At 28.4% G+C, this 23,858-nt stretch carries 23 protein-coding genes; 2 read left to right on the top strand and 21 right to left on the bottom strand.

What is annotated here, in order from left to right:
* Positions 1–94 precede the first annotated feature (94 nt).
* The 10 genes from T514_RS0109035 to T514_RS0108990 form a co-directional block, all read right to left on the bottom strand.
* Positions 95–838 (bottom strand): ABC transporter permease, encoded by a 744-nt coding sequence (locus tag T514_RS0109035; RefSeq protein WP_027624484.1) that lies wholly within the window; start codon positions 836–838, stop codon positions 95–97.
* Positions 825–1,556 (bottom strand): ABC transporter ATP-binding protein, encoded by a 732-nt coding sequence (locus T514_RS0109030; RefSeq protein ID WP_027624483.1) that lies wholly within the window; start codon positions 1,554–1,556, stop codon positions 825–827. Before T514_RS0109030 ends, T514_RS0109035 begins: the two co-directional genes overlap by 14 nt.
* Positions 1,557–1,616: 60 nt before the next feature.
* Entirely contained in the window at positions 1,617–2,381 is a 765-nt protein-coding gene (locus tag T514_RS0109025; RefSeq protein ID WP_027624482.1) for a MerR family transcriptional regulator, read from the bottom strand.
* 86 nt (positions 2,382–2,467) lie between these two features.
* On the bottom strand, positions 2,468–3,610 hold the full coding sequence (locus T514_RS0109020) for a DUF116 domain-containing protein (RefSeq protein ID WP_027624481.1): 1,143 nt from the start codon (positions 3,608–3,610) through the stop codon (positions 2,468–2,470).
* 81 nt (positions 3,611–3,691) lie between these two features.
* On the bottom strand, positions 3,692–4,306 hold the full coding sequence (locus T514_RS0109015; protein ID WP_027624480.1) for a hypothetical protein: 615 nt from the start codon (positions 4,304–4,306) through the stop codon (positions 3,692–3,694).
* A 230-nt stretch (positions 4,307–4,536) separates the two neighbouring features.
* Positions 4,537–5,448: a PhzF family isomerase gene (locus tag T514_RS0109010; RefSeq protein WP_027624479.1), complete on the bottom strand. Its 912-nt coding sequence runs from the start codon at positions 5,446–5,448 to the stop codon at positions 4,537–4,539.
* Positions 5,449–5,480: 32 nt separating this feature from the next.
* Complete coding sequence (locus tag T514_RS0109005; RefSeq protein WP_027624478.1) at positions 5,481–6,080, bottom strand: GyrI-like domain-containing protein; 600 nt, start codon at positions 6,078–6,080, stop codon at positions 5,481–5,483.
* Complete coding sequence (locus T514_RS0109000) at positions 6,070–7,206, bottom strand: BtrH N-terminal domain-containing protein (RefSeq protein ID WP_242850578.1); 1,137 nt, start codon at positions 7,204–7,206, stop codon at positions 6,070–6,072. Before T514_RS0109000 ends, T514_RS0109005 begins: the two co-directional genes overlap by 11 nt.
* A gap of 150 nt (positions 7,207–7,356) precedes the next feature.
* Entirely contained in the window at positions 7,357–8,172 is an 816-nt protein-coding gene (locus tag T514_RS0108995) for a MerR family transcriptional regulator (RefSeq protein WP_027624476.1), read from the bottom strand.
* Between the two features lie 79 nt (positions 8,173–8,251).
* Positions 8,252–9,112, bottom strand: a complete 861-nt coding sequence (locus tag T514_RS0108990) for a helix-turn-helix domain-containing protein (protein WP_027624475.1) — start codon at positions 9,110–9,112, stop codon at positions 8,252–8,254.
* A 236-nt stretch (positions 9,113–9,348) separates the two neighbouring features.
* Here T514_RS0108990 and mraY point away from each other — a divergent pair, with 236 nt between their 5' ends.
* On the top strand, positions 9,349–10,305 hold the full coding sequence (mraY, locus tag T514_RS0108985; RefSeq protein WP_027624474.1) for a phospho-N-acetylmuramoyl-pentapeptide-transferase: 957 nt from the start codon (positions 9,349–9,351) through the stop codon (positions 10,303–10,305).
* A gap of 307 nt (positions 10,306–10,612) precedes the next feature.
* Here mraY and T514_RS0108980 read toward each other — a convergent pair whose 3' ends face one another.
* The 11 genes from T514_RS0108980 to T514_RS0108930 form a co-directional block, all read right to left on the bottom strand.
* Positions 10,613–11,917 (bottom strand): tetratricopeptide repeat protein, encoded by a 1,305-nt coding sequence (locus T514_RS0108980; protein ID WP_027624473.1) that lies wholly within the window; start codon positions 11,915–11,917, stop codon positions 10,613–10,615.
* Between the two features lie 333 nt (positions 11,918–12,250).
* Positions 12,251–12,913, bottom strand: coding sequence for a hypothetical protein (locus tag T514_RS0108975; protein WP_051541970.1), 663 nt, complete (start codon positions 12,911–12,913; stop codon positions 12,251–12,253).
* 284 nt (positions 12,914–13,197) lie between these two features.
* Entirely contained in the window at positions 13,198–14,040 is an 843-nt protein-coding gene (locus T514_RS0108970) for an SDR family NAD(P)-dependent oxidoreductase (RefSeq protein ID WP_027624471.1), read from the bottom strand.
* A gap of 143 nt (positions 14,041–14,183) precedes the next feature.
* Positions 14,184–15,053 (bottom strand): AraC family transcriptional regulator, encoded by an 870-nt coding sequence (locus tag T514_RS0108965; RefSeq protein ID WP_027624470.1) that lies wholly within the window; start codon positions 15,051–15,053, stop codon positions 14,184–14,186.
* Positions 15,054–15,358: 305 nt separating this feature from the next.
* Positions 15,359–16,912, bottom strand: coding sequence for an ABC-F family ATP-binding cassette domain-containing protein (locus T514_RS0108960; RefSeq protein ID WP_027624469.1), 1,554 nt, complete (start codon positions 16,910–16,912; stop codon positions 15,359–15,361).
* A gap of 209 nt (positions 16,913–17,121) precedes the next feature.
* Positions 17,122–17,397 (bottom strand): CD3324 family protein, encoded by a 276-nt coding sequence (locus T514_RS0108955; RefSeq protein WP_027624468.1) that lies wholly within the window; start codon positions 17,395–17,397, stop codon positions 17,122–17,124.
* Between the two features lie 226 nt (positions 17,398–17,623).
* A complete protein-coding gene (locus T514_RS0108950) occupies positions 17,624–18,049 on the bottom strand; it encodes a MarR family winged helix-turn-helix transcriptional regulator (RefSeq protein ID WP_027624467.1) in 426 nt (141 codons plus the stop codon).
* Positions 18,050–18,263: 214 nt separating this feature from the next.
* Positions 18,264–19,193: a 2-dehydropantoate 2-reductase gene (locus tag T514_RS0108945; RefSeq protein ID WP_027624466.1), complete on the bottom strand. Its 930-nt coding sequence runs from the start codon at positions 19,191–19,193 to the stop codon at positions 18,264–18,266.
* Positions 19,194–19,222: 29 nt separating this feature from the next.
* Positions 19,223–20,308: a PTS sugar transporter subunit IIC gene (locus T514_RS0108940; protein WP_051541969.1), complete on the bottom strand. Its 1,086-nt coding sequence runs from the start codon at positions 20,306–20,308 to the stop codon at positions 19,223–19,225.
* Between the two features lie 450 nt (positions 20,309–20,758).
* A complete protein-coding gene (locus T514_RS0108935) occupies positions 20,759–21,817 on the bottom strand; it encodes a hypothetical protein (protein WP_027624464.1) in 1,059 nt (352 codons plus the stop codon).
* 11 nt (positions 21,818–21,828) lie between these two features.
* Entirely contained in the window at positions 21,829–22,173 is a 345-nt protein-coding gene (locus T514_RS0108930) for a hypothetical protein (RefSeq protein ID WP_027624463.1), read from the bottom strand.
* Between the two features lie 308 nt (positions 22,174–22,481).
* Here T514_RS0108930 and T514_RS0108925 point away from each other — a divergent pair, with 308 nt between their 5' ends.
* Complete coding sequence (locus T514_RS0108925) at positions 22,482–23,807, top strand: DUF4317 domain-containing protein (protein ID WP_027624462.1); 1,326 nt, start codon at positions 22,482–22,484, stop codon at positions 23,805–23,807.
* The last annotated feature ends 51 nt before the right edge of the window (positions 23,808–23,858 follow it).

Here is a 23,858-nt window from a genome sequence, read left to right as displayed (position 1 = left end):
AACCTTCCTATAAAAATAAAAAATAGTAGTTTCCTACATAAAAGGATAGCTACTATTTTTAAGTATTAATTTTAATAATGAATTGTCTTTAGTATTACTCCCATTTAAAAAATCGAAGAGCTACACCAGTACATATTACTCCAAGAGCGATCATTACAATAATAGGCATTATGACGCTATCTATAGTCAAACCAAGCGTAGCAGCTTTTAAAAGCTTTATTCCTTGTGTTAATGGTAATATATTAGCAAATTTTTGAAGCGCTGTTGGCATAATCTCATAGGGCAACGTTGCTCCTGAAAAAATCAACATGGGAAAATATAATACACTTGCCATAATACCTGCTATCTTTATATTTGGAGCAATGCCTCCCACCATCATGCCTATGCTAAACATGGATGCCATTACCAAAAAGTAGAAACCTAAGAACTGAAGCCAGGAACCACTAAATCGAAAACCAAAGAAAATTGTTGCTATGGTATAAACAAGTATTAATGAAGCAATAGAATACAATGCATAAATTACTACCTGCACCATTAAAATCATGGCAGGACTTATAGGTGTTACTTTAAACCTTTTTAGAATTTTTCTATGACGATAGTCAGACATAACCAGCGGTAACCCCATCACTCCCCCTGCACATATTGCAATTGTAGTAATAGCTCCAAATGATTGCTCTAAAAATGTGTAGCCTGCACCATGAAAAGCTAATTTATTTCCATAGATGATACCTAAAATAATTGTTACTACTACTGGCATGCAAATTGCAAAAATAAACATATCCATCCCTCGTAGGGATAATTTCAACTCTGTTTTCAACATTGTTCTAAATACTCTCATTATCAACTTCCTCCTCCTTTGTATACCACAAATAAGCTTCCTCAAATTTTTCAAACGGACTTCCTTCAATTGCTTCCTGCACAGTTCCGTAGAAAATGCTCCTTCCTTTTTTAAGAATACAAATACTATCACATAATACCTCTACCTCATCCATAAAATGCGAAGTTAAAAAGATAGTAAGCCCTTTCTTCTTTAAATCCAAAAGTCCTTTCCATATATCTCTCCTTGCTTTGGTATCAAGCCCTGTTGTCAGTTCATCTAAGAACACAACTTCAGGATTAGGAATTAACGCAAGTATAATAAATAAGCGTTGTTTTTGCCCTCCTGAAAGCTCACTCACTTGGCTTTTGCATTTATCCAAAAGACCAAATTGTTTTAACAATTTCACATAATCTGATGGATGTTTGTAAAGGGCTTGTGTAACTTCGCAAAGTTCTCCTACTGTTAGTTTGTCTTGATAATTTGATTCTTGAAATTGAACTCCAACTCGTTGAAATAATTCCTTTCTCTCTGTTTGCGGATTCATTCCTAAAATGGAAATTGATCCACTATCAAATTTCTTTGTGCCTAAAACACATTCAATAGTCGTACTTTTCCCTGCTCCATTAGCACCAAGCAATCCGAACACTTCGCCACGTTTAACTGATATGCTAACACTATTTACGGCTTGTGTATTTCCGTATGCTTTACATAAGTCATGAATTTTAATTGTTTCCATATCCATAAACCTCCTACTCTTTAATACATAAAAAGAATAACACCAGAATGAAGTCTGGTGTTAAACTGTAGGGTTCATATTAAATTTTTCTTTCATGGTTTTTAGCTGTCTTAAAATGCACTTTGCATTTAATTCTGCATTGCTTAGTGAAGTAAGAAGTTTATCACAGACAGTTACAATATCTTCATCAGTTTTGGGTGTATTAATGACCTCTCGTATATCAATTTCTAAGTTATTTGACATGGCATTTATCATACGTAAAATTGCTGCAAGAGAATAATTGGCACAACGTAGAGAACGTATTATCTTTAATAACTTAATATCATTTTTAGTGTATACCCGATATCCATTCTGTTTTCGTTTTACAGAAACCAACCCATTCATTTCCCAATTTCTTAAGGTATCTATTGTAACTTGCAGATAATCTGCAGCTTGTTTTCTTGTCAAATATACATCCTTTTCTTCCTCCTGTATACCAGAAAGCAATTTTTTTGTAATTTCGATAGCCTCTTCTGCATTTTTCTGTTCTATTTTAACCTGGCCTATATAGTTATTAGTGCATAAAATTGCTTTTTGAAAATCACCTTTAGCAGATAATTTAATAATACTAATCATCTTTTTTCTAAGACCACTTTGCAGAACTTCAACTTTAAATGCTGTCCTAGCTAGCTTAAATTGTGCAATATGAAAATCCGTAAAAACTCGATATCCATTAGATAATCTTTGAGGTTCAGATATCAATCCTAGTTTTTCATACAAACGTACTGTGTTAGGGTGTATTCCTATTATTTTTGCTACCTGTGCTGTCTTATATTTATTTTCCATCATATTTCCACCTCCATTAACCCTATCATAACTCAGGTTTTTAGTCTGGTGTTATAATGGATAGTTTAATAGTAAAACAAACAAGACTATTTTTCTATACCAATAATATATAATAATCTATCACTGTTTATATCAGTAACAATCCCTTTTTCATGCCAATGATTCCTACATCCACAATAATCTAATAATACGCATTGAGGAATAAATCTTAACTCTTTTGCTTTCCATCCGCCTGAAATAAGGTTAAGAGCACAAGCTACACCTATTATACCTATATAATCTTCTTTAATTTTTTTCTTTGTAAATGCAGATGATTCGTGAGGAATAATATAAGTTTGGAAATTATACTTTTCCCCTAATTTTGTATATTCATTAATCTTACAAGATTTTGTACAATTTTTGCATACATATCCATTTTCAGTTCTGTAAGCTTTACAATTATGAAAATTTAATCTCATACACGCTGGCAAAAGCAATCTTTTTTCTTTCGTTTTTAAAAATTCTTCTCTATAAACTCTATTTAATATATCAGCTCCTACCATATTTAAATGATATTCTACTCTTTTGCGCCCGCAATATATATAATCTTCTTTCCATTTATGTTTTTTATGAGTAGAATTATGAAACTCATTAACATTTTTAGTGTAAATGCCTAACACTTCTTCACTTCTTATTTCAAACCATTCACCTAAATTTATTATTAATAATAAAAAATTCTTAATTTCATCTTCTGATTTATTAGATAAAAATCTTTCCCATCTTTCTAATCTTTTGATTTCTTGTTTAAACTCACCTGTAGCTGATAACCACTGGATTAATTTTTTTACATTATCTAATGTATAATCTACCTTATGACTACTATTTTTATCTAAAAATAATGTTTCTAAAACACCTCTAAAAAAATCTGATAACTTTTTCATGTTCTCTTTTTCTCTTAAATCAGCTAATTTTATGAGAATATTTTTAGGTGTATTTTTTAGTAAAATTGCTTTATTTATATAACATGTCCATAATACGCCTAACATAAGTAGTTCAAGCAAATACTCTACATTACTTCTTAATTTTTCTATATTATTTTTAACTATAAATTTTTTAAAATCACTTATCCAATCATTAGCTTCATTATATATTTTACTTATCACTTCATCTGTAAAAATCGATACCTCTTCATAATATCTATTAGAGTTTTTATCCTTATTACATAATGTGTAAGTTATAATTTCTTTCATTAAATTCTTCTTCGCACTCCAATCAAAGTATTTATTGTCTTATTACCATAGTATCTATATTTACATACGATTCATATTATTTTAACTAAATTCATGGCCTGGTATTCCATTATTAACATAAGTTTTACCTTTCAATGGCTCAAATCCAGATACCTCCATGTCTGTTACAACAGGAAATGCACCATGATGATTTGGAAATGTAAAATGAAGAGTATAATTTTTTCCATAAAAAGCAGCTTTTGTTCCATCTCCTGTAAAAATTGCTGTATTTGTAAGGAAAATAACTTTTTTCTTTTCTGTTTTTTCATCTACTTCATAGATGGTAAAATCAAAAGAAGTATCAGTCACATTAGAAATAACAACTTCACAATAGTTTTTCAAGGTCAAGATATTATCTCCAAAACGCCTGTCATCAAAATAGGTGCCTTTATATAACTTAACTTTTCCCTTTACTTTATCTGTTCCTGGAGAGATATTACTTTTATAATTTTTATCTTTCCCTGATTTTTCAGTTGAGTCAACTTCTTTAGAAGAATCTTTTGATATCTCTTTTTTCTTATTTTGTGATATTGAAGAATTTTTTTTATTGTTAGAATCTGTTGGAGTTGTATTAATAGAGCAGCCAGCTAATATATTTGAAAATAATAAGGATAAAACAACAAGATTAATTTCTTTCTTTAAAAATTTTGACTTCATTATATACAAAATCCTTTCTATAAAAAGTTGTTGTTTTGTCATTAAACATAGTAGAAACATAATGTATCTAATTCTGTTCTTCTATTGTCCTTAAAGTAATTCTATTATATCATAAAAACATGAAATTTTTTCTAAATTATATCTTAGAAACAGAATATAAATATAGGCCTACCCCTTAGAGTAAGCCATGTTACATTCTTTATCATAAAATCGCAATTTTTATCTATTATTTAATCATTCAAGGATAATTCTGATTTAAATATTATTACAGCATTTCCAGAAACCTTAACTTCAACAGGCTCTTTATCTTCTATTTTCACCTGAACTTCAATAATACCTGGTCGTTTTATAGCTTCCCCCTGCTTAGCCTTAAATCTAAACACAGAATTATTATGTTTAACAAGATTATGATGAACAAGGTATGCACCTAGAGGACCATTTGCATTACCAGTGACAGGGTCTTCACTAATACCTATTGCAGGCGCAAACATTCTACCATGTATTAAAATATCACTATCTTGTGAATCAACCGTAAAAACATAATACCCATTACATTCAATAATCTTACTTAATCTAGAAAGTGAATCATAATCCGGTTTTAATGTATTTAAAGTATCAATATCTTTTATAGCAATCATAACCTTAGAATGCCCTGTGGAAACAATTTGTACTTCATAATCTTCCAGTAAATCATTATTTTCTATATTAAGAGCTGATATAATTTCTTTTTTATTTTCCCCCTCAATAGTTGCACCAAACTCAATTTTACCCTGTGTCATAACAATTTTGTAATCTCCATCTTCCTTTATTACATCAACAGGTAAAATTCCAGCACCTGTTTTATGATAAACCCTTGAAGTGTCTAGTCCATTTTCAACAGCACGAGCATAATGAGCAGCAATAGTAGCATGACCACAAATTGGAACTTCATTTGTTGGAGTAAAAAAACGTACATGAGCATCATACTCATTGCTATTTGAAGAAAAGATAAAGGCCGTCTCAGAGTTATTAAGTTCCCTAGCTATTTTCTGCATTTCATGATCAGTTAATCCATCTGCATTGGTTATTACTCCTGCTGGATTTCCTGTAAATTTTTCCTTTGTAAATGAATCAATTTGATATAAATTGTATTTTTTCACCATGATTTACCCCCTAATAGTTTATACTCTATTTCTTACTTAACCATATATCGTAGTATTGTTTTTAATTTATTACGTTCTACTTTTCTTGCATCTGACAAATATATTTCTCTATGAGTTTTCCCTCTTCTTTCTAAATTATTTTCATTCATAAATTTTATTATCTTTTCAAAGCTTTCTGGCTCATCATCATAATCCCCCATATGAAGAATTTGTACTGAGAAACCTTCTTCTATTTCATCATAATAAGCTTCTTTTAAAAGTGGGTTTGGTTTTTTCACATTTGCTATTTCAAAGGCTCTTTTTGCAACATCCTCTGTAACAAAATCTGGTTGCCTTATCATGATTGTATAAGAAAATGTAGATTTATCACTTGTATCACACTCTTCCCAAACCCCTTCAAGTGGATATACAGTGTATTCAAAATATCCATCTGGTACAAATCCGCTTTTATGCATCATTCTAACCGCATATGATAAAGAATATAAAACGCCTATTCTCTCTGAAAAATCCTCATCATTAGGATTCCCTTTTCCTTTAATCATAAAGAATTTTTGTTTTGGAACAGATAATAACTGTGGTATCTCCTTAGGTGCATATAGTTCTTTTTCATTTTTTCTCCATTCATGCTTCATTTTTTATTCCCTCCAAAATCCTATGATATGCTTTTTCTTCAAGGTCTGCTATGTCATTAATCATATATGGTAGTCTATTAAGTTCTTTAATTTCCTTCAATAAGTAATCTACTATTAAATCTGTCATCTCTTGAATAATAATGCCGCTCTTTTCAAAAAGATCCGCTGCTACTTTCCACTGTTGAAAACCGTACTTATCTCCTAATTGCATTAATAAATTAGCATATTCTCTTCGAGCAGCTTGATGTTCTATTTCATCTTTTTCTTCTATCTTAGTTAGTCTGTTGGGGAGAATTGGAACAGTACCTGTACACATAACAATATGTTTAAGAGCTGTTTCATATTCTTCAGCAGTTAATTCATCTTTCCAATTAAGAATTTCTTTGCTTAACTTTCTCATGCCGGGAATTCCGCAAAATCCTACCTTAGGATTGAGCATTTCCCGTGCTTTTTCATAAAATCCCCTTATAGCAATTTCTCTAATGCTCTTAATTTTATCATCAAACTCTATAAGGCAAATGGAATTTTTATCAGATAAAGATGTCTTTTCAATATTCATAGCCTTTTTAAGAGTTTCATATTTAATTTTTTGTAATTTTTCAATTCCACAATCATATACATATGCACACTGCTCTTCATCATCATATCCAACCATTAGTATATAATGAATTGGTATATGTTCTTTGTAATAAAACTTTGGATAATAGCTTAAATAATACATATCTAAACATCCAAGAACAACTGGTCTTTCATTATCAATCTGTTCTTTTGCTCTTTTCATTACATATTCAAATTTTCTACCTTCTATATGCTTATATTTAAATCCTACAATATTACAAATTGATGCATACATTTTTTTCGTTCTTCCATCATTCCATGAAGCCATTCTTCGCATATTCCCACTACTAAACTTCAAATATACAAATTTCCCTATTCCACTTAAACAAAAGAAAAAATAATCTGGTATATCTTCACCTAATTTTGTTCCATATAAATCTTCAATACCGTTCCACATACAGGTATAATCACAAACTTTATGTCTTAGTTCAATTACTTTTTTAGGCATATTTTCATCACTCCTTCTATAAACAGAGTTCTTGGCTTCAGAAGGAGTTTTTACTCCCACTGAAGCTTTAGAAATCGTTATCCAGGGACGTAGCCGCTCTTTACCACCACTTTAAAGAAGATGAGAGTATTAAAGCGGATAGTCATCGGATAAAATTTTGTTTATTTATAGAAAAAGCATATACCCTCGCATTGTGCTAGAGTCAATACATTATCTTTTTTTAATAGGAAAACATACTTCTGTAACAAATTTTTCTTCGTTTACTTCATGTTCTGGCGAAATATAATAAATGTTAAATGCAGGTCCACAAATTTCAAATCCATTTTGAGTTATCCATTTGGCTATGTAAATATTTATATCTTTAAGTTTGCTATACCCACCTTGATATACTAGTGAGGCTACCTGACAAGATGGTATATTATAAAACTTAACCTTACCTGTACTTTCATAAATATTTTCAACTAATCTTTGAACTTCAACATCAATGTAATTTTCATCAAAATTTATTTCATGTTGAATAGCAATAGAATAATTTGAATCTGCAAATTGAACATTTAACTTTTTACATTCATCACCAAGTGTTTTCCATAAGATCCCCTCATCTGAAAACTCTTTAATCTTCATTCTAAAGCTAGCAACTTTTCTATCTGGTATACACTTAATCACTATAGACAATGGGTGTGTCTTCTCACTTGTCAAATCCTTTAGTGCATTTTCCATTTGTGCTAACTGTCTTCTAATTATTTTTGCTTCTTGTTCTTTAGCCTCAATTTTATTTTTTAATACATCTTTAAACTTGTCCATTTGCATATCTTCTAGTCGTAACTCTGCTATTTCTTTTAGTCCAAATCCCATCATCTTTAAAGCCACAATTTGATTTGCAATTGGCAATTGATCACTTTCATAATATCTATATCCTGTCCATTCATCTATATACTTAGGTGTTAACAATCCAATTTTATCGTAGTTTCTAAGCATATGAATACTTATAGATGTAAGTACTGAAAATTCACCTATTTTAAACATTTTTTATCCTTCCTAAACTTATTATATTAGCTAAGTTATAATCTTTTATTACTTTCTAATTCTTTATCTCATTGCTGTATTAAATCAGCTTTCTAATAAAATTATAAGCTTCCTCATCTTCAACTGAAGATAATTTTACATGTCCAAAAGTTGTTTCTTTACAAGAAAAGTTTAAAAGTTCTTTTAATCTTTCGTAATGTAATTTCCTATCTACCCTTATTTTGCTGAAGAGAATCTTTTGAGCACAAGGTTTACTATTTGCATCTGAAGGTAACATAAGGAGAGCTATACCTCCCACATATTTATTTTTATTCACATTAGGTTTAACCATATTTATATATGTAATACCGTCATTAGCACTTTGTAAATTAAAAAATATAAGCTTATCAAAAGTATTGTAATCTCCTTTAAATAACTTAACAACTTCACTATTAGAAAGAATTTTAAATACTACATTATCATTGCAAAATTCAACAATTCCTTCATGTATAGCTCCTTCTTTAGCTATATTAGTAACTAAAAAATAAACATGGTATTTATCTTCAAATATATCTGTATTAATATCCATATTATTTTCTAAGTTTTCTATATCAGCTGCTGTTAGTGGAGTAGAAATAAGTTTATCTATGCCTATATTATATACTTCACAAATATATATTAAGGTTTCTATAGATGGAAAAGCTTCTGCTGATTTATATTTAGAAAGTAGATCTTCTGAAACACCTATTTTCTTGGCAAGATTTTTTTGTGTTATTTCTAGCTGAATAAGCTTTTTTAAATTATATATAAATATTTTAGATGTTTTTTCATATATGTTATTTTTTAAAGCTTTTATTGTATTAATATCGCACATCGCACTATCATTATTAGATTTTATATAATTTAATCTATCTTTTACTTTTTCATTCATTTCTCTAATTTTACATAACTCATTCTTCAAAATTATCCCTCCAAATTATATTTATAATCAAGTTACTTGAATAATATTCAACTTAAACTTTTATACTTTTCAATTTATTTTGATACTAATATATAGTTATTGTTACAACTCAATCACTATATTACCATAATTATAAAGTTGAAATAAATTTTTATAACAAATTAAACTATAGAAATTACAACATTATCAAGAACTTAATAGACGTTAACAAAATATTAGGTTAGAAAGGATTTATTATGAGCACTATTATCTATGCTGTACTATTCAGTTTTTTATTATCTACAATTACTGGCTTATTGCTTATACCATTATTTAAAAAATTAGATTTAGGCCAAAACATTAAAAATGGAATTCCAATAAACCATAAAAAGAAGGCTGGAACTCCTACATTTGGTGGTATTATTTTTATTTTTTCATCAATAATAACAATGTTGTTATTGATAAAAAATTATAATAGAGAGCTGCTGCTTGTGATATCTTCACTTATTGCTTTCGGACTTATAGGTTTCATTGATGATACTTTAAAGAAAATACATAAAAAAAATGAAGGGTTAACTTCAAAAGGAAAAATGATTTTATTGCTTTTTGTATCAAGTATTTTTGCCATTTATTCATATTATAATCCTTCAATTGGTTCAATAATTATGTTTCCATTTACTAAAAAACTATTTGACTTAAAAATTTTATACATACCCTTTATTATTTTTTATTACGTATCAACAACTAATGCATTAAACTTAACAGACGGTCTAGATGGGCTTGCTACTTCTATAACATTACTTGTAATAACTTTTTTTACTTTACTATCTTTTGGAATGGGGCATTATACATTATCAATTAGTTGTGGTTGTATAGCAGGAGCTTTATTAGGATTCTTACGATATAATTGTTATCCTGCTAAAATAATTATGGGAGATACTGGTTCCTTAGCCCTTGGTGGTGCTGTTGCAACAATAGCTATGATACTGAAAAACCCATTTATTGTTATTATTGTTGGAGGAATTTATGTTATTGAAGCATTATCATCATTAATTCAAATAGTATTTTTTAAACTATTTAGTAAACGTATTTTTAAAATGGCTCCTATTCATCACTCATTTGAACTACATGGCTGGCATGAAACCAAAATAGTTTCAGTATTTTCTATAATAACAACAATTTTATGTCTTATTGGATTTCTATCTATTTATTAAATTTATTAGAAAAGCCATAAGCATGAACATTTAGGTCAGATTTTGACATAATCTAAAACATGTTGATAATTATATGTACTATTACTATTTAACCAACATATTCAACATAACTTGTTTAGGATATAGTACGATTTACAGCATTATTATTCATATTTGACTATATCAAACCTATAAAGTTTTTCTTAAATAAAAATGAACCATAACTATAAAATTAGTTTTGGTTCATTTTTATTTTTTAGATTTTATTTTTTTAATAATACAATTAGAACATAATGCTTTAATATCTCTATATTTTTATTTGTAACATCTAACTCTCTTCTAAATTTATATATATTATATCTTTTGTATTAGGTAAATATTTAATTTTGACCACATCTCCTTCATAACAATTTTGGAGAATATAATCATAAACATTATCACCATTAAATACTTCAAACTTATTATTATTTGTTTCTATTTCTATGTATTGATACTTACCTTTATCCACCATATCAATATATTTAATAGTTGTAATTTCTTCAACATAACTTTTTGATACAACATAGTGCAAATCTTTGATTCTTGCCTTTAAACTTGATGGATATGATTGTGCAAAAAAATTAAAACTTATCCAAAATAGTAGCATTAAAATTACTGCTATAGCCTTTAAATATTTTTTACATTTAATCATATAATTGATCAATAATACCATGATATTAATAGTAAGCACTTTACTAAAAATATCTAGTATAAGACAGTCCCAATAATCCGAATATGTATTACTCCTTAATCCCATAGTTGCAATAATTTTCCATAAATATATTATAATAATAGGACATAGAATTAATAAACCATATTTATTTTTGAATATGCTTTTTATATCTATAAATAAAAGTAGTAGATTTCTCATAAAATCTGAATCTCTAACTTTTAGCCATATTCTATCTTTAAAACTTATTTTTTCATTAGTTTCATTTTTATTAATAAATCCTTCATATTCAAGATTCATATATTTCATTTGAATATCTTTTATTTTCTTCTTAAATAGTGGTGGTAGTTTTTTCTTATCCTCAAGTAAACCATTAATTATAAGTTTTGCTTTATTTTCTTTTCCTATATTAAAATATATTTCAGCTTTTAATATAGCATAAAATATATCATTTTTTTTATCATAATCAGCTTCTAAAAGAATTTTATTACTCTCTTCGTATAAACCTTTGAAGTTATTGTAATTCATATTCAAATTTCTATACAATTGAGGATATTTTTCTTTTATTTCTTCTAGTGCACTTTGTGATTCTTGCCAAAGCTTATCAACCATAATTTCATCACTAGCAGCAATATAGCAATTTATTAAATAATAATAATATACACTTCCTATAGAATTATCTAATCCATTAATATCTAAAGCCTTTATTGTCTCTTCTGCTTTTTCTAATTGATTGTTAAAATAATATGCATTATATAAATTTAAGATTGCTACTATTTTTGATGTTTTATCATTTATTTTACTCACAGCCTTTTGTTGCTGCTCTATGAATTTTTCATAGTCATTAAATTTTGTCATTATATACATTCTTCTTTTTTCATTACACTTATGATATATAAGCTTTATAAGTTTTAAAATCCACATTTGTCCCCCTAAATTTAAAATTTTCATTAGTTTCTTCTTTTGAATTCTTATCTTCTAGATATTAAATCTAACATCATGTCTAACTTTTCATTTATCGTATTATAAGTCATAATCTTAATAATTCAATTGTAAAAACTTACTCTATAAACTTCATTTATCCTATAAAACCAAAACAATACTTATAATGAAGCTTTTCCATTTGCCTCACACTGAAACAAATACAAAAACGCCCTAATTCTAACTAGAATTAGAGCGTTTATATATTCCTTAAGCTTCATGTTTTCTTTTCATCGCAATCAGAAAATTGCAGTTAATAGCACATAACTTAAATTACTAGCCATGAAAATAACCAGTTCTTGATGAAACTACAACATAAGGCACTTCGGAACCATTTTTTATAATATATGCCTGGTATAAATCACCTTCCAAATGTTCTAATCTAACAACTTTTTCTCCATATGTGTCATATAAATCTTTTTTAAATAACCCTTGCCAGTCATTAGAAATAGGTGCATTTAGAGTCATATAGTTGGCAAAGTCCTCCAAGTCGTCAGCATGGCCTCCATTAGCTATATATTGCTTATATAAACTTTCAATATCAACTCGATTTAGAAATGTTTTACTCCACTTTATTTTTTGTGCTTCTAGTTTATTTTCTTGACCATTAATAATATAATTTTTAACTTTTTCAGTAATATTTTCTCCTGAATGAACTTTATTTTTCACGTTATCCTTAGAAGAGAGATATTTACCCTGCGAAGTATTATCATAGCTTTTGTTAAAAGCTTCACTTGTCTTATTATTATTTTTACTTGGAGTAGTTGAATTTTCTGAAGTTGTTCCAACATTAGATTGAGTATAAGTTTCATTTTTATCTTTTGTACCATTTAAACTAATGTCTGATTTATTAGTTTTTTTTGAACAGCCAGCAAAAATAAATACTAACAAAACTACAATAATTACTATAATTGATTTTTTGTTAAATAAAGATATCATAATTATTCTCCTTTTATTAAATTTATTAAAAAAGTCATAAGCATCAACATTTACGTTAGATTTTGATAGACTCTAAAACATACTGATAATTATATGCATCACTACCATTTTAACTCTATTAAACCAATATAATCAAGACAACTTGTTTAGGGTATAATTCAATTTACATCATTATTATCCCTATTTACCTATAATTAAGCCTATGAAATTTTCTTAAATAAAAATGAACCATAACTATAAAATTAGTTTTGGTTCACAAATATTACTCTTCTTAATTATATTAGCTACTGACAATTAGATTTATTTAATGGTATAGGTTGTTTTCCATCTATATCTTTATAACCATAATCTAATGCAACTTGTGCCGCTATTTGCTTTGTTCCACTCTTTTCTAATACATTCAAATCAGTAGCTAAAGCAGCTATTGCAAGTCCAATGAATTCTGTTGATTCAGAATTAGATAAGTCAAAAAATTCTGCCGACTTAATTACTGATTCGGTTCTTACAAGTCCTGGATAAACAGTAACAACACTAATATTATGTTCTCTAAGTTCATGTGCCATTGTTTCTGTCATTTTATTGGTTGCTGCCTTTGCCATTCCGTAAGCAACTCCCATGTCATTTCTTTCTGCTGCCCAATAGGATATATTAACTATAAGCCCGCTCTTCTGTTTAATCATTGAAGGTACTGTATAACAAGTGGTCACATAATGCGCCCTCACACCAGATTCAAACATTTTATCAAAGCGACTAATTGGCGCAGTCCAGAATCCCTTTTCATTCCAAAATTCTGTTCCATCATTAAAATATTCATATCCTCCCCAAACATTATTGACTAATATATCTATTCTCCCTTGCTCTAAAACAATTTTATCTATAACCATCTTGGTCTGTATATCATCTTTATGATCACATTTAATACCATACCCTATACCCCCTACCTGCTTGATTGCCTGTTCAGTAGCTTCTATTGAACCTCCAAGTTTCACTGCTCCTTGGTATTCTTTTTCTGTTCTTCCAGTAAAATATATAATTGCTCCCTTCCTTGCAAGTGATATAGCAATTCCTTTTCCAATTCCTCTAGTAGCCCCTGTTACTAATACAACTTTTCCTTTTAAATTAAACATTATCATTCTCCTTTACACATTAAATAAATACTTTATAATTTTATTTTACTTCACTTGATTTGACACCAATATACATGATCTCATAGTTAATGTTTAGATGGAGAGAGTAGTTCTATTAAGCAAACTCCACCTTAACCTAAGAATCACTTAATTGGAATATAAATATCAATCTCTGATAAACGATTATTTGCACCTTTAAACCTTTCATCATATAATTCAAAATCATCCCTCATATCAAGCTCTACCTTAGCTAAAGGAATCCACGTTCCCCAGATATACTCATAAGTTTTTTGTAACTTATCTATACTTCCCTTATGAGTAAATACTACATATTTTCCCTGTGTAATAATTTTAGCTACCATTCCCTCTGGTATATAATCAAAAGAGGTAACTTCTATACCCACAATTTCACTATATACTACATTGTTACCAAATTGATTATTTGCCCCATCATTTTCACAAATTCCATAATATTTAAGTGGTTCAGCCTTATTTATTATTTTTGAGCTATTCATGTTAAAAGCATTCCATAAATCAGGTAATAAATTATCTTTTAGTGTAGTCTTTCCCTTTATACCTATGACTTTAACTTCAGGTATAACTTTAGTTACTGGCTGAATGGTAATATTATTCAATATATGCTTTAATCTTTCATTATCTATATATTTCTTGTTTCCTTTTAATACATCAATTCTATTTTTTCTATATTCAGTAGGACTAGTATCATATATTTTTTTAAATGCTCTTGTAAATGCTTCCGGTGATTTAAATTGAAAGTCTAATGCTATATCTATAATCTTTTTATCTGTATATATTAAATCTTGCGCTGCTTTTGTAATTCTTCTTTTTCGTATATAATTTCCAATAGGTTCACCTAACAAGCCTTCAAATAAGCGAGTAAAGTGGTAGTAAGAATAACCAATGGACTTAGCTACATCCTCTGCTTTCAAATCTTCATTCAGATTTTCTTCAATGTACATAATTGCTTTTTCTAATGATTTAATATAATCCATAATGCCTCACAAAATCCTTTCTTGGTTATATGCTTCACTTTACTAATCTTTTTAAGTTTTTCATAACTACTTTCCTCCTTAACTTTGTTTTGTAATATAAAGTTATCATTTTTAGAAAATGTATACCTGATATTTTCTGCTATTTACAGTGTATATGTATAAATAATTTTTTTATACATATACATAAATTAAAATAGCCCGGAAAAATCAAACAACTTTAATTTTCCGGACTAAATGGTGGAATATGATAATAAATCCACATGACTATACAACCTAATAATAAAAAGGATTATTTCACCCTCATATTACACACTACAACATCTCCAATCTTCACAATTCCATATATCGGTTGTAATATCTTTATAAAACTCTGGCTCATGACATACTAGAATTATGCTACCATCATACTCTTTTAAAGCACGCTTAAGCTCATTTTTTGCATAAATATCTAAGTGGTTTGTAGGTTCATCTAAGACTAATACATTGCTAGGTTCATTGATTAACTTACACAATCTAACCTTAGCCTGTTCCCCTCCACTTAATATATTAATAGGGCTGTCTATATGCTGTCTTGTTAACCCACATTTAGCAAGACTACTCCTTACTTCTGTTTGAGTTAAATCGGGAAACTCATTCCAAACATCATATAAAACTGAACTGGCATTATCCTCCATAACTTCCTGTTCAAAATATCCTATCTTTTTATACTCGCTTAAAGTCACCTCACCATTTATAGGTTTTAAAAGTCCAAGTAAAGTTTTTATTAAAGTAGTTTTACCTAAACCATTAGCACCTGTTATTGCAATTTTTTGTCCTCTTTTCATTTTTAAATTTAGAGGTTTGCTTAATGGTGTGCTATACCCAATAATTAAATTACTGGCATTGAAAATTATATTTTCTGGCATTCTCACACTTTTAAAATTAAAATATGGTTTTATGATTTCTTTTTTGATTTCTATTTTTTCAATTTTATCAAGCTTTTTTTCTCTTGATTTAGCTTGTTTTGCAGTGGAAGATCTTGCCTTATTTTTTCTTATATAATCTTCAAGCTTTGCAATCTCGTTTTGCTGCTCTTTATATTCAATTAACCTTTGCTCTTTTCGTACTTCATAAAGTTTAACAAAACAATCATAGTTTCCCGCATATCTTGTTAAGGTTTTGTGCTCAAGATGATAAACCACATTTACTACACTATTTAAAAAACTATTATCATGTGATATTAATATAAATGCACCTTCATAATTTATTAAATAACTTTTAAGCCATTCTATGTGTTCTTCATCTAAATAGTTGGTTGGCTCATCTAGTAGTAAAATATCTGGCTTCTCTAAAAGTAGTTTTGCAAGTAAAATTTTAGTTCTCTGTCCTCCACTTAAAGCTGAAACATCCCTATCTAAAAGGTCCTTAATTCCAAGTCCAACTACAGTTGCTTGTATTTTAGAGTTAATACTGTAAAAATCATTCTTATCTAAAATCTCCTGCATGGTTGCAATTTTGTTTAACGTTTTATTCATTTTCTCTTCATCCATATTGCTAAGATTATTATATAAATTATTAATTTTATTCTCTATATCAAATAGCTTTATAAATGCCTTTTTTAAAAAATTGAATACAGTAATTCCTTCTTTTAATTCAACCAATTGATCCATATATCCAAGGCTAAATTTACTATTCCAATCAATAGTTCCTTCATCAACTAAAATTTCATTTGTAATAATTTTCATAAAGGTTGACTTACCTTCACCATTAGCTCCAACAAGACCTATATGCTCCCCTTTTAATAATCTAAAGGATACATTTTTAAATAATATTCTATCTCCAAATGAATGACTCATGTTTTCAACTGTTAAAATGCTCATAACCATACACCTCCTTGTATCCTCTAATTGAATGATAACACCACAAAGGCTCAAGTCCAAGTTCATAAACAAATCTGTACTGTTTATGATCACAGTATGTGGCATTAAAATAAATAATATCTATAAAATATAAAACTGATCATAAGCTTAGGATAAAAATTTAAGGCATGTTTTTCATAGTAATAACTATGAAAAACATGCCTTTTATATTAACCATAACTTTTCTGATTTCTTATTATTCTTCTAATACTACCTTCTGTTAGGAAATACTCTTCAGCTAACACTTTAACAGAAGCTCCTGAGGAATATTTATTGAATATCTCTTTATCCCTTACTTTAAGATATCTTTTAGTTTCAGTATTTTCTCCCCAAGACCTTTTATTTTCATTTTTTTTAGGTATATAAATATATCCACCATCAATATAATTTTGAATCATCTCAATTATACCATCTGGTAATATATTTTGTGCTTTTTCATATTTCATAATTCTTCGCTCCAATCTACATTTATCAATTCTATAAATGAAGATGCAAAGGTTGATTAAAATATGAAAAACTCAATATTAATATATTGGCTCCAAGCAAAAGTTTTTCATATACTACAATCTTTGCATGGAGCTAACTACTATAACTAATAACATTGCAATCCACCTTCCTTTTTATTCTATATTATATCATTAAATTATATGCTTATTTTTTAAATTAACATATCTACTTAGATTCTAATATTCTTGCGGAATCATTTGTTATCTTAGTTAATAAATCATATTCTTCTTTTCCTAATATTTCTCTATAACGATTGTGTAACTTTACCCTATACTTTTGTATATCTTCTTGAATTTCTTCTCCATTTTTAGTTAAGTATATATGAGATAACTTTCCTTCAGCTCTCCTCTCAACCAAACCATTTATCACCAATTTATCTATAAGTCTAGTTATTGTAGACGGCTTTAAATGAAGTTCTTCACTTAATTCCTTTTGTGTTATTCCAGGTTTAAATTTTACACCAAGAAGTATATATACATATGTAGGCGACATTCCTAGTAACTTTAACTCGTCTTCAGCTATTTTAGCTGCTATCTTTTTTAACCTAGTTGCAGTAAAAAATAAACACTCGCAGAAATTTTGTTCTAGCATTATATCCTCCCTCATAAATTCTTATAATTTTTTCTATATAAATAATATATTAAAGATAATTTCTAACATTTGCAACTAAATTAATGCCACTGTTTTATATAAAAGTATTTTTATCCTATATTTTTACTATTAAAAGAATTATTTAATTGTATGAATAGTAGCTAAAAAAAGTTGATTAATAAATTAATAATCAACTTTTTTTAAACAACTGTATTTATTTAATAATTAATTGTTCTTTTCCATGAATAATAGCAGTAATTAAATCATTGTATTGTGTATTTATATTAAATTCTTTACCTTTTCTAGATACATATCCATTTATATAATCGATTTCTGTAAAACGATGATTCTGAATTAAATCTTGATGCATTGATGGATAATGTTCTCCAGCTTGGCTTGGATCATATATCTTTTCTATTCCTTTTGCAACTTCTTCAACATTTAATTCAACTCCATATTTATGAGCAACATTAGCAAATTCTTTTATAATGTTACGAATAAGTTGTGGTGCTTCTTTTAATTCTCCGAATTCCTTAATATTACAATCAAAAATTGTACAACAACTATTTAAAGTTCCATTTACACAAGCCTTGCGCCATATTGAGAATAATACATCTTCACTATAATGAGCTTTTAATCCAGCTTGGCTTAGTATATCACAAATCTCTTTTGCTTCTACATCCATGTTAGAATCAACGTTTTGTACTTCTAAGCTTCCATCTCCAACTAATACAGCATGTCCAGGGCCTGCTAAACCAGCTGTCCACAAAGTTACTCCCATAAGTATATTTTTTCTATCAACATATTTTTCAATAGTTTCACTATGACCTAATCCATTTAATAAGCACAATACTCTTGTATGCTTTCCTAAAATATTTTTTATAGATTTCAACATAGGTTCTAATCCCATTGACTTAGTAAATAAAATTATTAAGTCTGGAACTTCTGTAGCATCTTCAGGTAACACTGCTGGTATTTTTACCTTGTTTAATGCTCCATTCTCTTCAACTGTTAATCCTTCTTTATTTATAATATCTACATGTTCTTTCCAACCATCTACTAAAAGAACTTCATTTCCAACTTTATGTAACATATATCCATAACGTGAGCCCATAGCTCCTGCTCCAACAATTGCAATTTTCATTTTAAGCCACCATCCTTTTTTGCATTAATTTAAATGTATTTAAAAATATTATCATCATATAAATGTATAACTTTTCTACAGAACCAATCAATAAAAAATGCACCTACAAAAGGTATCACAATGAATGCTAATAACACTCCAACAATTGAGCTTGAACTATTTATAGCTGCTAAAGGGCCAACTAATCCAGTTATTCCAAATCCAGCACTTTTAGCTGTACCTGATATATTAAACAAATATCCACCTATTCCACAGAAGATACCATTGGCAATAATAGGTACTGCTATTATTGGGTACTTAACTAAATTTGGCATCATCATTTTCATAGCTCCTAATAAAACAGATAAAGTAACTCCACTTTGATTTACTCTTCTTGATCCAATTACTAAAACAGCTGTACAAGCAGTAACTCCAATAGCAGCTGCTCCAGCACCTAATCCTGTTATTCCTATTGCAATTCCTATTGCTACAGTTGAAATTGGTGAAATAATTAAAATTGAAAATGAAACACTAATTAAAATACACATTAATAATGGTTGTAATACTGCAAAGTTATTAATTACATTACCTATTACTAAAGTAATTTTACTTACATAAGGAAGCATAAATATCCCAATAATACCCACACCTGCTCCAGCTATAATTGGTAGTAGCAATATTGTTAAAGATCCTAGCTTATTTCCAATTGCTCTAATAGCATAAACTGCTATAGCTGAAAGTAACATTATATTTATTAAATCGCCTATACCAACCATTTGTACACCATGTTCAGTAACCTTATAAGCACCTGAACCTAAAAATACTGCTGATCCAACAATAACTGATTGCATAGGATTAAGTTCAAATTGCATAGCTACCAAAACTCCCACAAGAACTGGCACTATAAACTGCATAATACTCACAGCATTATAAAAAGTAGCGAATATAGGTGAATCATGCATTAAGCTTTTAAATATTGCACCCAAAATTGCATTTGGAATTAATCCAACAACAATTCCAGTTGCAGTTCCAGCCAAAACTTTATTTAAATAATCTTTAGGTGTTAATCTTTCTTTACATGTTGATTTTTCTTTTTCTACTATATTTTCTTCTTTAATTAACTTCTCTTGTATCATATTTCTCTTCTTCCTATCATAAAATTTGTCTTTATCAATTGTTTATTTTTTATCATCCGGATTTAAAATTTGTAAAATTATTTTTATATAAATTACTAGTAATTTGTTTAAAAGATAATTATTTAGACTTAATTATCTTTTATAATCCTGTCAGTTGTATGTACAACTAACTCTCCGGAAGTAAATATATCATACTTAGTCATAAATTTCAATACGTTTACAACATAAAAGTTAAAAAAATAACAATACATTGTATAAAATGACCATTTTTTCATTAATAATGAACCTCAATCTATTTATTCATAATATTTTGCAAGTACCAAATATAATACAATAAAAACAGCCAATCCAAAGTATAACTAAACACTTTAATTGGCCATTTTATATGCTTCTATTCAATTATCTTTTAAAAACTTTATTAAATCATTTACTCACCTTACAGTATGTAATCTATTCTTGTTCTTTATTTAATAAACTATCTATCCATTCTTCTACTTCTTTTTCTGTTAGCTTCTCTAAAATTTCTATATGAGGTGATAGTCCATCATGGCATTTAAAAGAAAAATTACTATCCCAGCTTCTGCGTCCCTTTATATTATCTTCCTTCATAATAATAATAGGACATCCTTTATGTTTTGGAAGATACTCTGGAGGCATTTCTCCAAAAATCATGTTGCTTAAATTTGATTTTTCTTCTTCTTGTCCATTTATTGCAAAATAAGTTTGATAGGAACAATGTGCTTCTATTGTGTATGTTTTTTTAGGATAAAAAGCCCCTATAGCAGTATTATAAATTTCTTCATTAAAAATATAATCTTTAAGTTCATAATCTTTATGCCAGCCTTTTCTATATAACTCTGCTTCTAACAATGTAAAAAGATAAAAACAATTATGAATGTCATAAGCTTTCATCAAAAAACCTTTTTTTGTTTCTGGTGCTAATACTAATACCTTTAAATCATAACAAGCATCATGTACAAATATTACATATACTATAGATTTTACATATGGCTCTAAAAATTCTAATTTTTTATATAACTTCTTTTCTCTCAAATAATAACGACTTTCCGGATTTCTTGCAATAACAGTCATAACTGCCAGTGTTAATAGTTCGCTACCATGATAAGCCTTAACTTCATTTGGAAAGTTTTTAAGTAATATATTCCAATCTGCATTATCTATATCTGGAATTTTAGTTATACATTCAGCACTTAAATTAATTACTTTTTCAAATAGATCTACTAAATTATTTCCTATATCAAATATATTACTTCCTTCAATTAATGCTCCACAAAAATGGGCAGTGGCACATGCCTTTGATATATCCATTTCCTTTAAGAAACTGCCTAGTATTTTTAATACATCTCCTATAACATCAGGATTTTCCTCAGTATATTTATATAACTTTTGAAACCTTTCATCTCCATAAAGGCTCTTAATTTCTATAGCTTCACTTTCTTTACAAGGTTTCTTACACCATTCAATATAGTCAGACAAAACTTCCTTCAATTAAACCACCCCTAATTAATTTTCTTTTCATTAGTTAAAATATCACCTCTATTTAAATCTTTTGCTTCAATATCAGACAAAAGAATGCCCACATTGCTTCCAACAGGTGCTATATTCATTTTCCCTACTCTTGGATTTTCCATCCCCATGACTTTGGATTGCAGCCTATTTCCATTGGTATCTATAATATATACTTCGTCACCGACTCGAATATCTGCACCTTTTACTATACCAACTACGATACAGCCTACTGTTTTAATTGTAAATATATCCTCAATATAAAACGTATAAATGCTAGATGCATCTTGGGACTGTAAATCCAATTTTTTGCTAAATAATTTATTCAAGAAACCCATCTTGTATTACCTCCTCCATCTGGATTTATTTAGATATATTATTAATTTATCGTAACTTTTAACCAATAGTACATAATTGATGTTAGTTTTTGCAGGTAATATAGTCATTTGATTACAACCTAGTTTAAGAAATATATATTCATTTTTCATTTAAAATCTTTAATTAATATAAAAAAAATACTATACTTAAGTGAGTGGTTAACTATTAATTTGGCTTACATAAACTTAATTATTAAAATAAATAAGACAATGAGTTGCCTTATAATTAATACCTATAAATAGAAAAGACTAGATGGAGGGGTTTATATATGAGAAAAAAAGATATACTTGAGTTAAAAAAACGTTTAAAGAAAGATCATTGCACCTTCACTAAAATGTGTGGTTGCTATGTTAATGGCGAAAAAAATATCATTTTAAATTTTAGAGAAAGCTTTTTAAATTTAGAGGAGGATGAGTACTTTAAGTATTTAGAAATTGCTAAAAAAGTCCTATCTGGAACTATTGGCAATAATATTTTGGAGCTTAACTTTCCACTTAATGAAAATCTTGAAAATGAAAAACAAATTTCTCTTATGCAGCTTAAAAAAAGCGGATTAAAAGATGATGCTCTTCTTCAAGATTTTTATAACTCCATTATAGATTGTTATGATTATACCGGTAATTTTTTAATACTAGTTTTTCATGATGCTTATGATGTTATTACTAAAACCACTGATAATGCTAAAATAGATGAGTCTGAAGAAATATATGAATATATTCTATGTGCAATATGTCCTGTTTCACTTTCAGATCCTGGACTTAGATACTTTGAAGAAGAACAGAAAATTAAAGCACGTATTAGAGATTGGGTAGTCAATTTTCCAACTATCGGCTTTATATTCCCAGCTTTTATTAATCGTGGTTCAGATGTTAACTCTATTATGTATTACACTAAAAATGCAAAGGATCCACATCCTGAACTAATGGAAGAGGCTTTAGGTTGTTATTCAAAACAGACTGCCTCTATCCAAAAAGAAACCTTCCAAACAATTATTAAAGATTATATTGATACTGATGAAAAAAAAGCTGAGGAAACTTTTATGGAAATACAAGAGAACCTAACTGCTATGATAGATGAACACAATGAAATATATGATGATACAGACGCTGAACCTATAACCTTAACACAAAAGGATATACAAAATCTTTTAATAGAAAGCGGAGTTCCTGAAGAAGCTACTACTAAAATTGAAAAATCTTATGTAGAAAACTTTGGTGAAGACATGCCTTTAGCAGAGAATTTAATTGACTCAAAAGTACTTAAAGCAAATGCCCAAAGAAAAAAGGAAAAACAACTTGAAAAGAAAGTAGAAATGCTTGAAGCTAGACTTGATCAAGTTAAACAAGAGTCGGCTGTAGATAATGAAACTCACCTATCTACAGAAGTTGATGATGATAATGTGATTTTAGAAGAAGCTGACGATACAAATTCAGAAGATAATAAGGCTACTTCTCACTATGATGTTATACTTCAAGTAAAACCTGAAAAAATACCTCAAATAAAATCTCAAATAATTGATGGTCAAAAATGCATAGTTATTCCTATTGATGAGCATGAACAAACTACAGTTAATGGCTTAGATGATTTAATTTAAGTTATATAGACAAAGTTCCTGGATTCAGGCGGAGTTTTTACTCTCACTGAA

Origin of the sequence: Clostridium lundense DSM 17049, assembly GCF_000619945.1 — a bacterium.
GTDB lineage: Bacteria > Bacillota > Clostridia > Clostridiales > Clostridiaceae > Clostridium_AO > Clostridium_AO lundense.
This window is presented reverse-complemented; position numbering and strand designations above follow the sequence as displayed.

Excerpts from the sequence above, each read along its gene's own strand:
- T514_RS0108970 (WP_027624471.1), bottom strand. The coding sequence starts at position 14,040 with ATGTTTAATTTAAAAGGAAAAGTTGTATTAGTAACAGGGGCTACTAGA.
- T514_RS0108955 (WP_027624468.1), bottom strand. The coding sequence starts at position 17,397 with ATGAAATATGAAAAAGCACAAAATATATTACCAGATGGTATAATTGAG.
- T514_RS0108965 (WP_027624470.1), bottom strand. The coding sequence starts at position 15,053 with ATGGATTATATTAAATCATTAGAAAAAGCAATTATGTACATTGAAGAA.
- T514_RS0109005 (WP_027624478.1), bottom strand. The coding sequence starts at position 6,080 with ATGAAGCATGAATGGAGAAAAAATGAAAAAGAACTATATGCACCTAAG.
- T514_RS0108940 (WP_051541969.1), bottom strand. The coding sequence starts at position 20,308 with ATGATACAAGAGAAGTTAATTAAAGAAGAAAATATAGTAGAAAAAGAA.
- T514_RS0109020 (WP_027624481.1), bottom strand. The coding sequence starts at position 3,610 with ATGAAAGAAATTATAACTTACACATTATGTAATAAGGATAAAAACTCT.
- T514_RS0108925 (WP_027624462.1), top strand. The coding sequence starts at position 22,482 with ATGAGAAAAAAAGATATACTTGAGTTAAAAAAACGTTTAAAGAAAGAT.
- T514_RS0109030 (WP_027624483.1), bottom strand. The coding sequence starts at position 1,556 with ATGGAAACAATTAAAATTCATGACTTATGTAAAGCATACGGAAATACA.
- T514_RS0108930 (WP_027624463.1), bottom strand. The coding sequence starts at position 22,173 with ATGGGTTTCTTGAATAAATTATTTAGCAAAAAATTGGATTTACAGTCC.
- T514_RS0108980 (WP_027624473.1), bottom strand. The coding sequence starts at position 11,917 with ATGTGGATTTTAAAACTTATAAAGCTTATATATCATAAGTGTAATGAA.
- T514_RS0108995 (WP_027624476.1), bottom strand. The coding sequence starts at position 8,172 with ATGTTTAAAATAGGTGAATTTTCAGTACTTACATCTATAAGTATTCAT.
- T514_RS0108945 (WP_027624466.1), bottom strand. The coding sequence starts at position 19,193 with ATGAAAATTGCAATTGTTGGAGCAGGAGCTATGGGCTCACGTTATGGA.
- T514_RS0109010 (WP_027624479.1), bottom strand. The coding sequence starts at position 5,448 with ATGGTGAAAAAATACAATTTATATCAAATTGATTCATTTACAAAGGAA.
- T514_RS0109025 (WP_027624482.1), bottom strand. The coding sequence starts at position 2,381 with ATGGAAAATAAATATAAGACAGCACAGGTAGCAAAAATAATAGGAATA.
- T514_RS0108950 (WP_027624467.1), bottom strand. The coding sequence starts at position 18,049 with ATGCTAGAACAAAATTTCTGCGAGTGTTTATTTTTTACTGCAACTAGG.
- mraY (WP_027624474.1), top strand. The coding sequence starts at position 9,349 with ATGAGCACTATTATCTATGCTGTACTATTCAGTTTTTTATTATCTACA.
- T514_RS0108960 (WP_027624469.1), bottom strand. The coding sequence starts at position 16,912 with ATGAGCATTTTAACAGTTGAAAACATGAGTCATTCATTTGGAGATAGA.
- T514_RS0109035 (WP_027624484.1), bottom strand. The coding sequence starts at position 838 with ATGAGAGTATTTAGAACAATGTTGAAAACAGAGTTGAAATTATCCCTA.
- T514_RS0108975 (WP_051541970.1), bottom strand. The coding sequence starts at position 12,913 with ATGATATCTTTATTTAACAAAAAATCAATTATAGTAATTATTGTAGTT.
- T514_RS0109015 (WP_027624480.1), bottom strand. The coding sequence starts at position 4,306 with ATGAAGTCAAAATTTTTAAAGAAAGAAATTAATCTTGTTGTTTTATCC.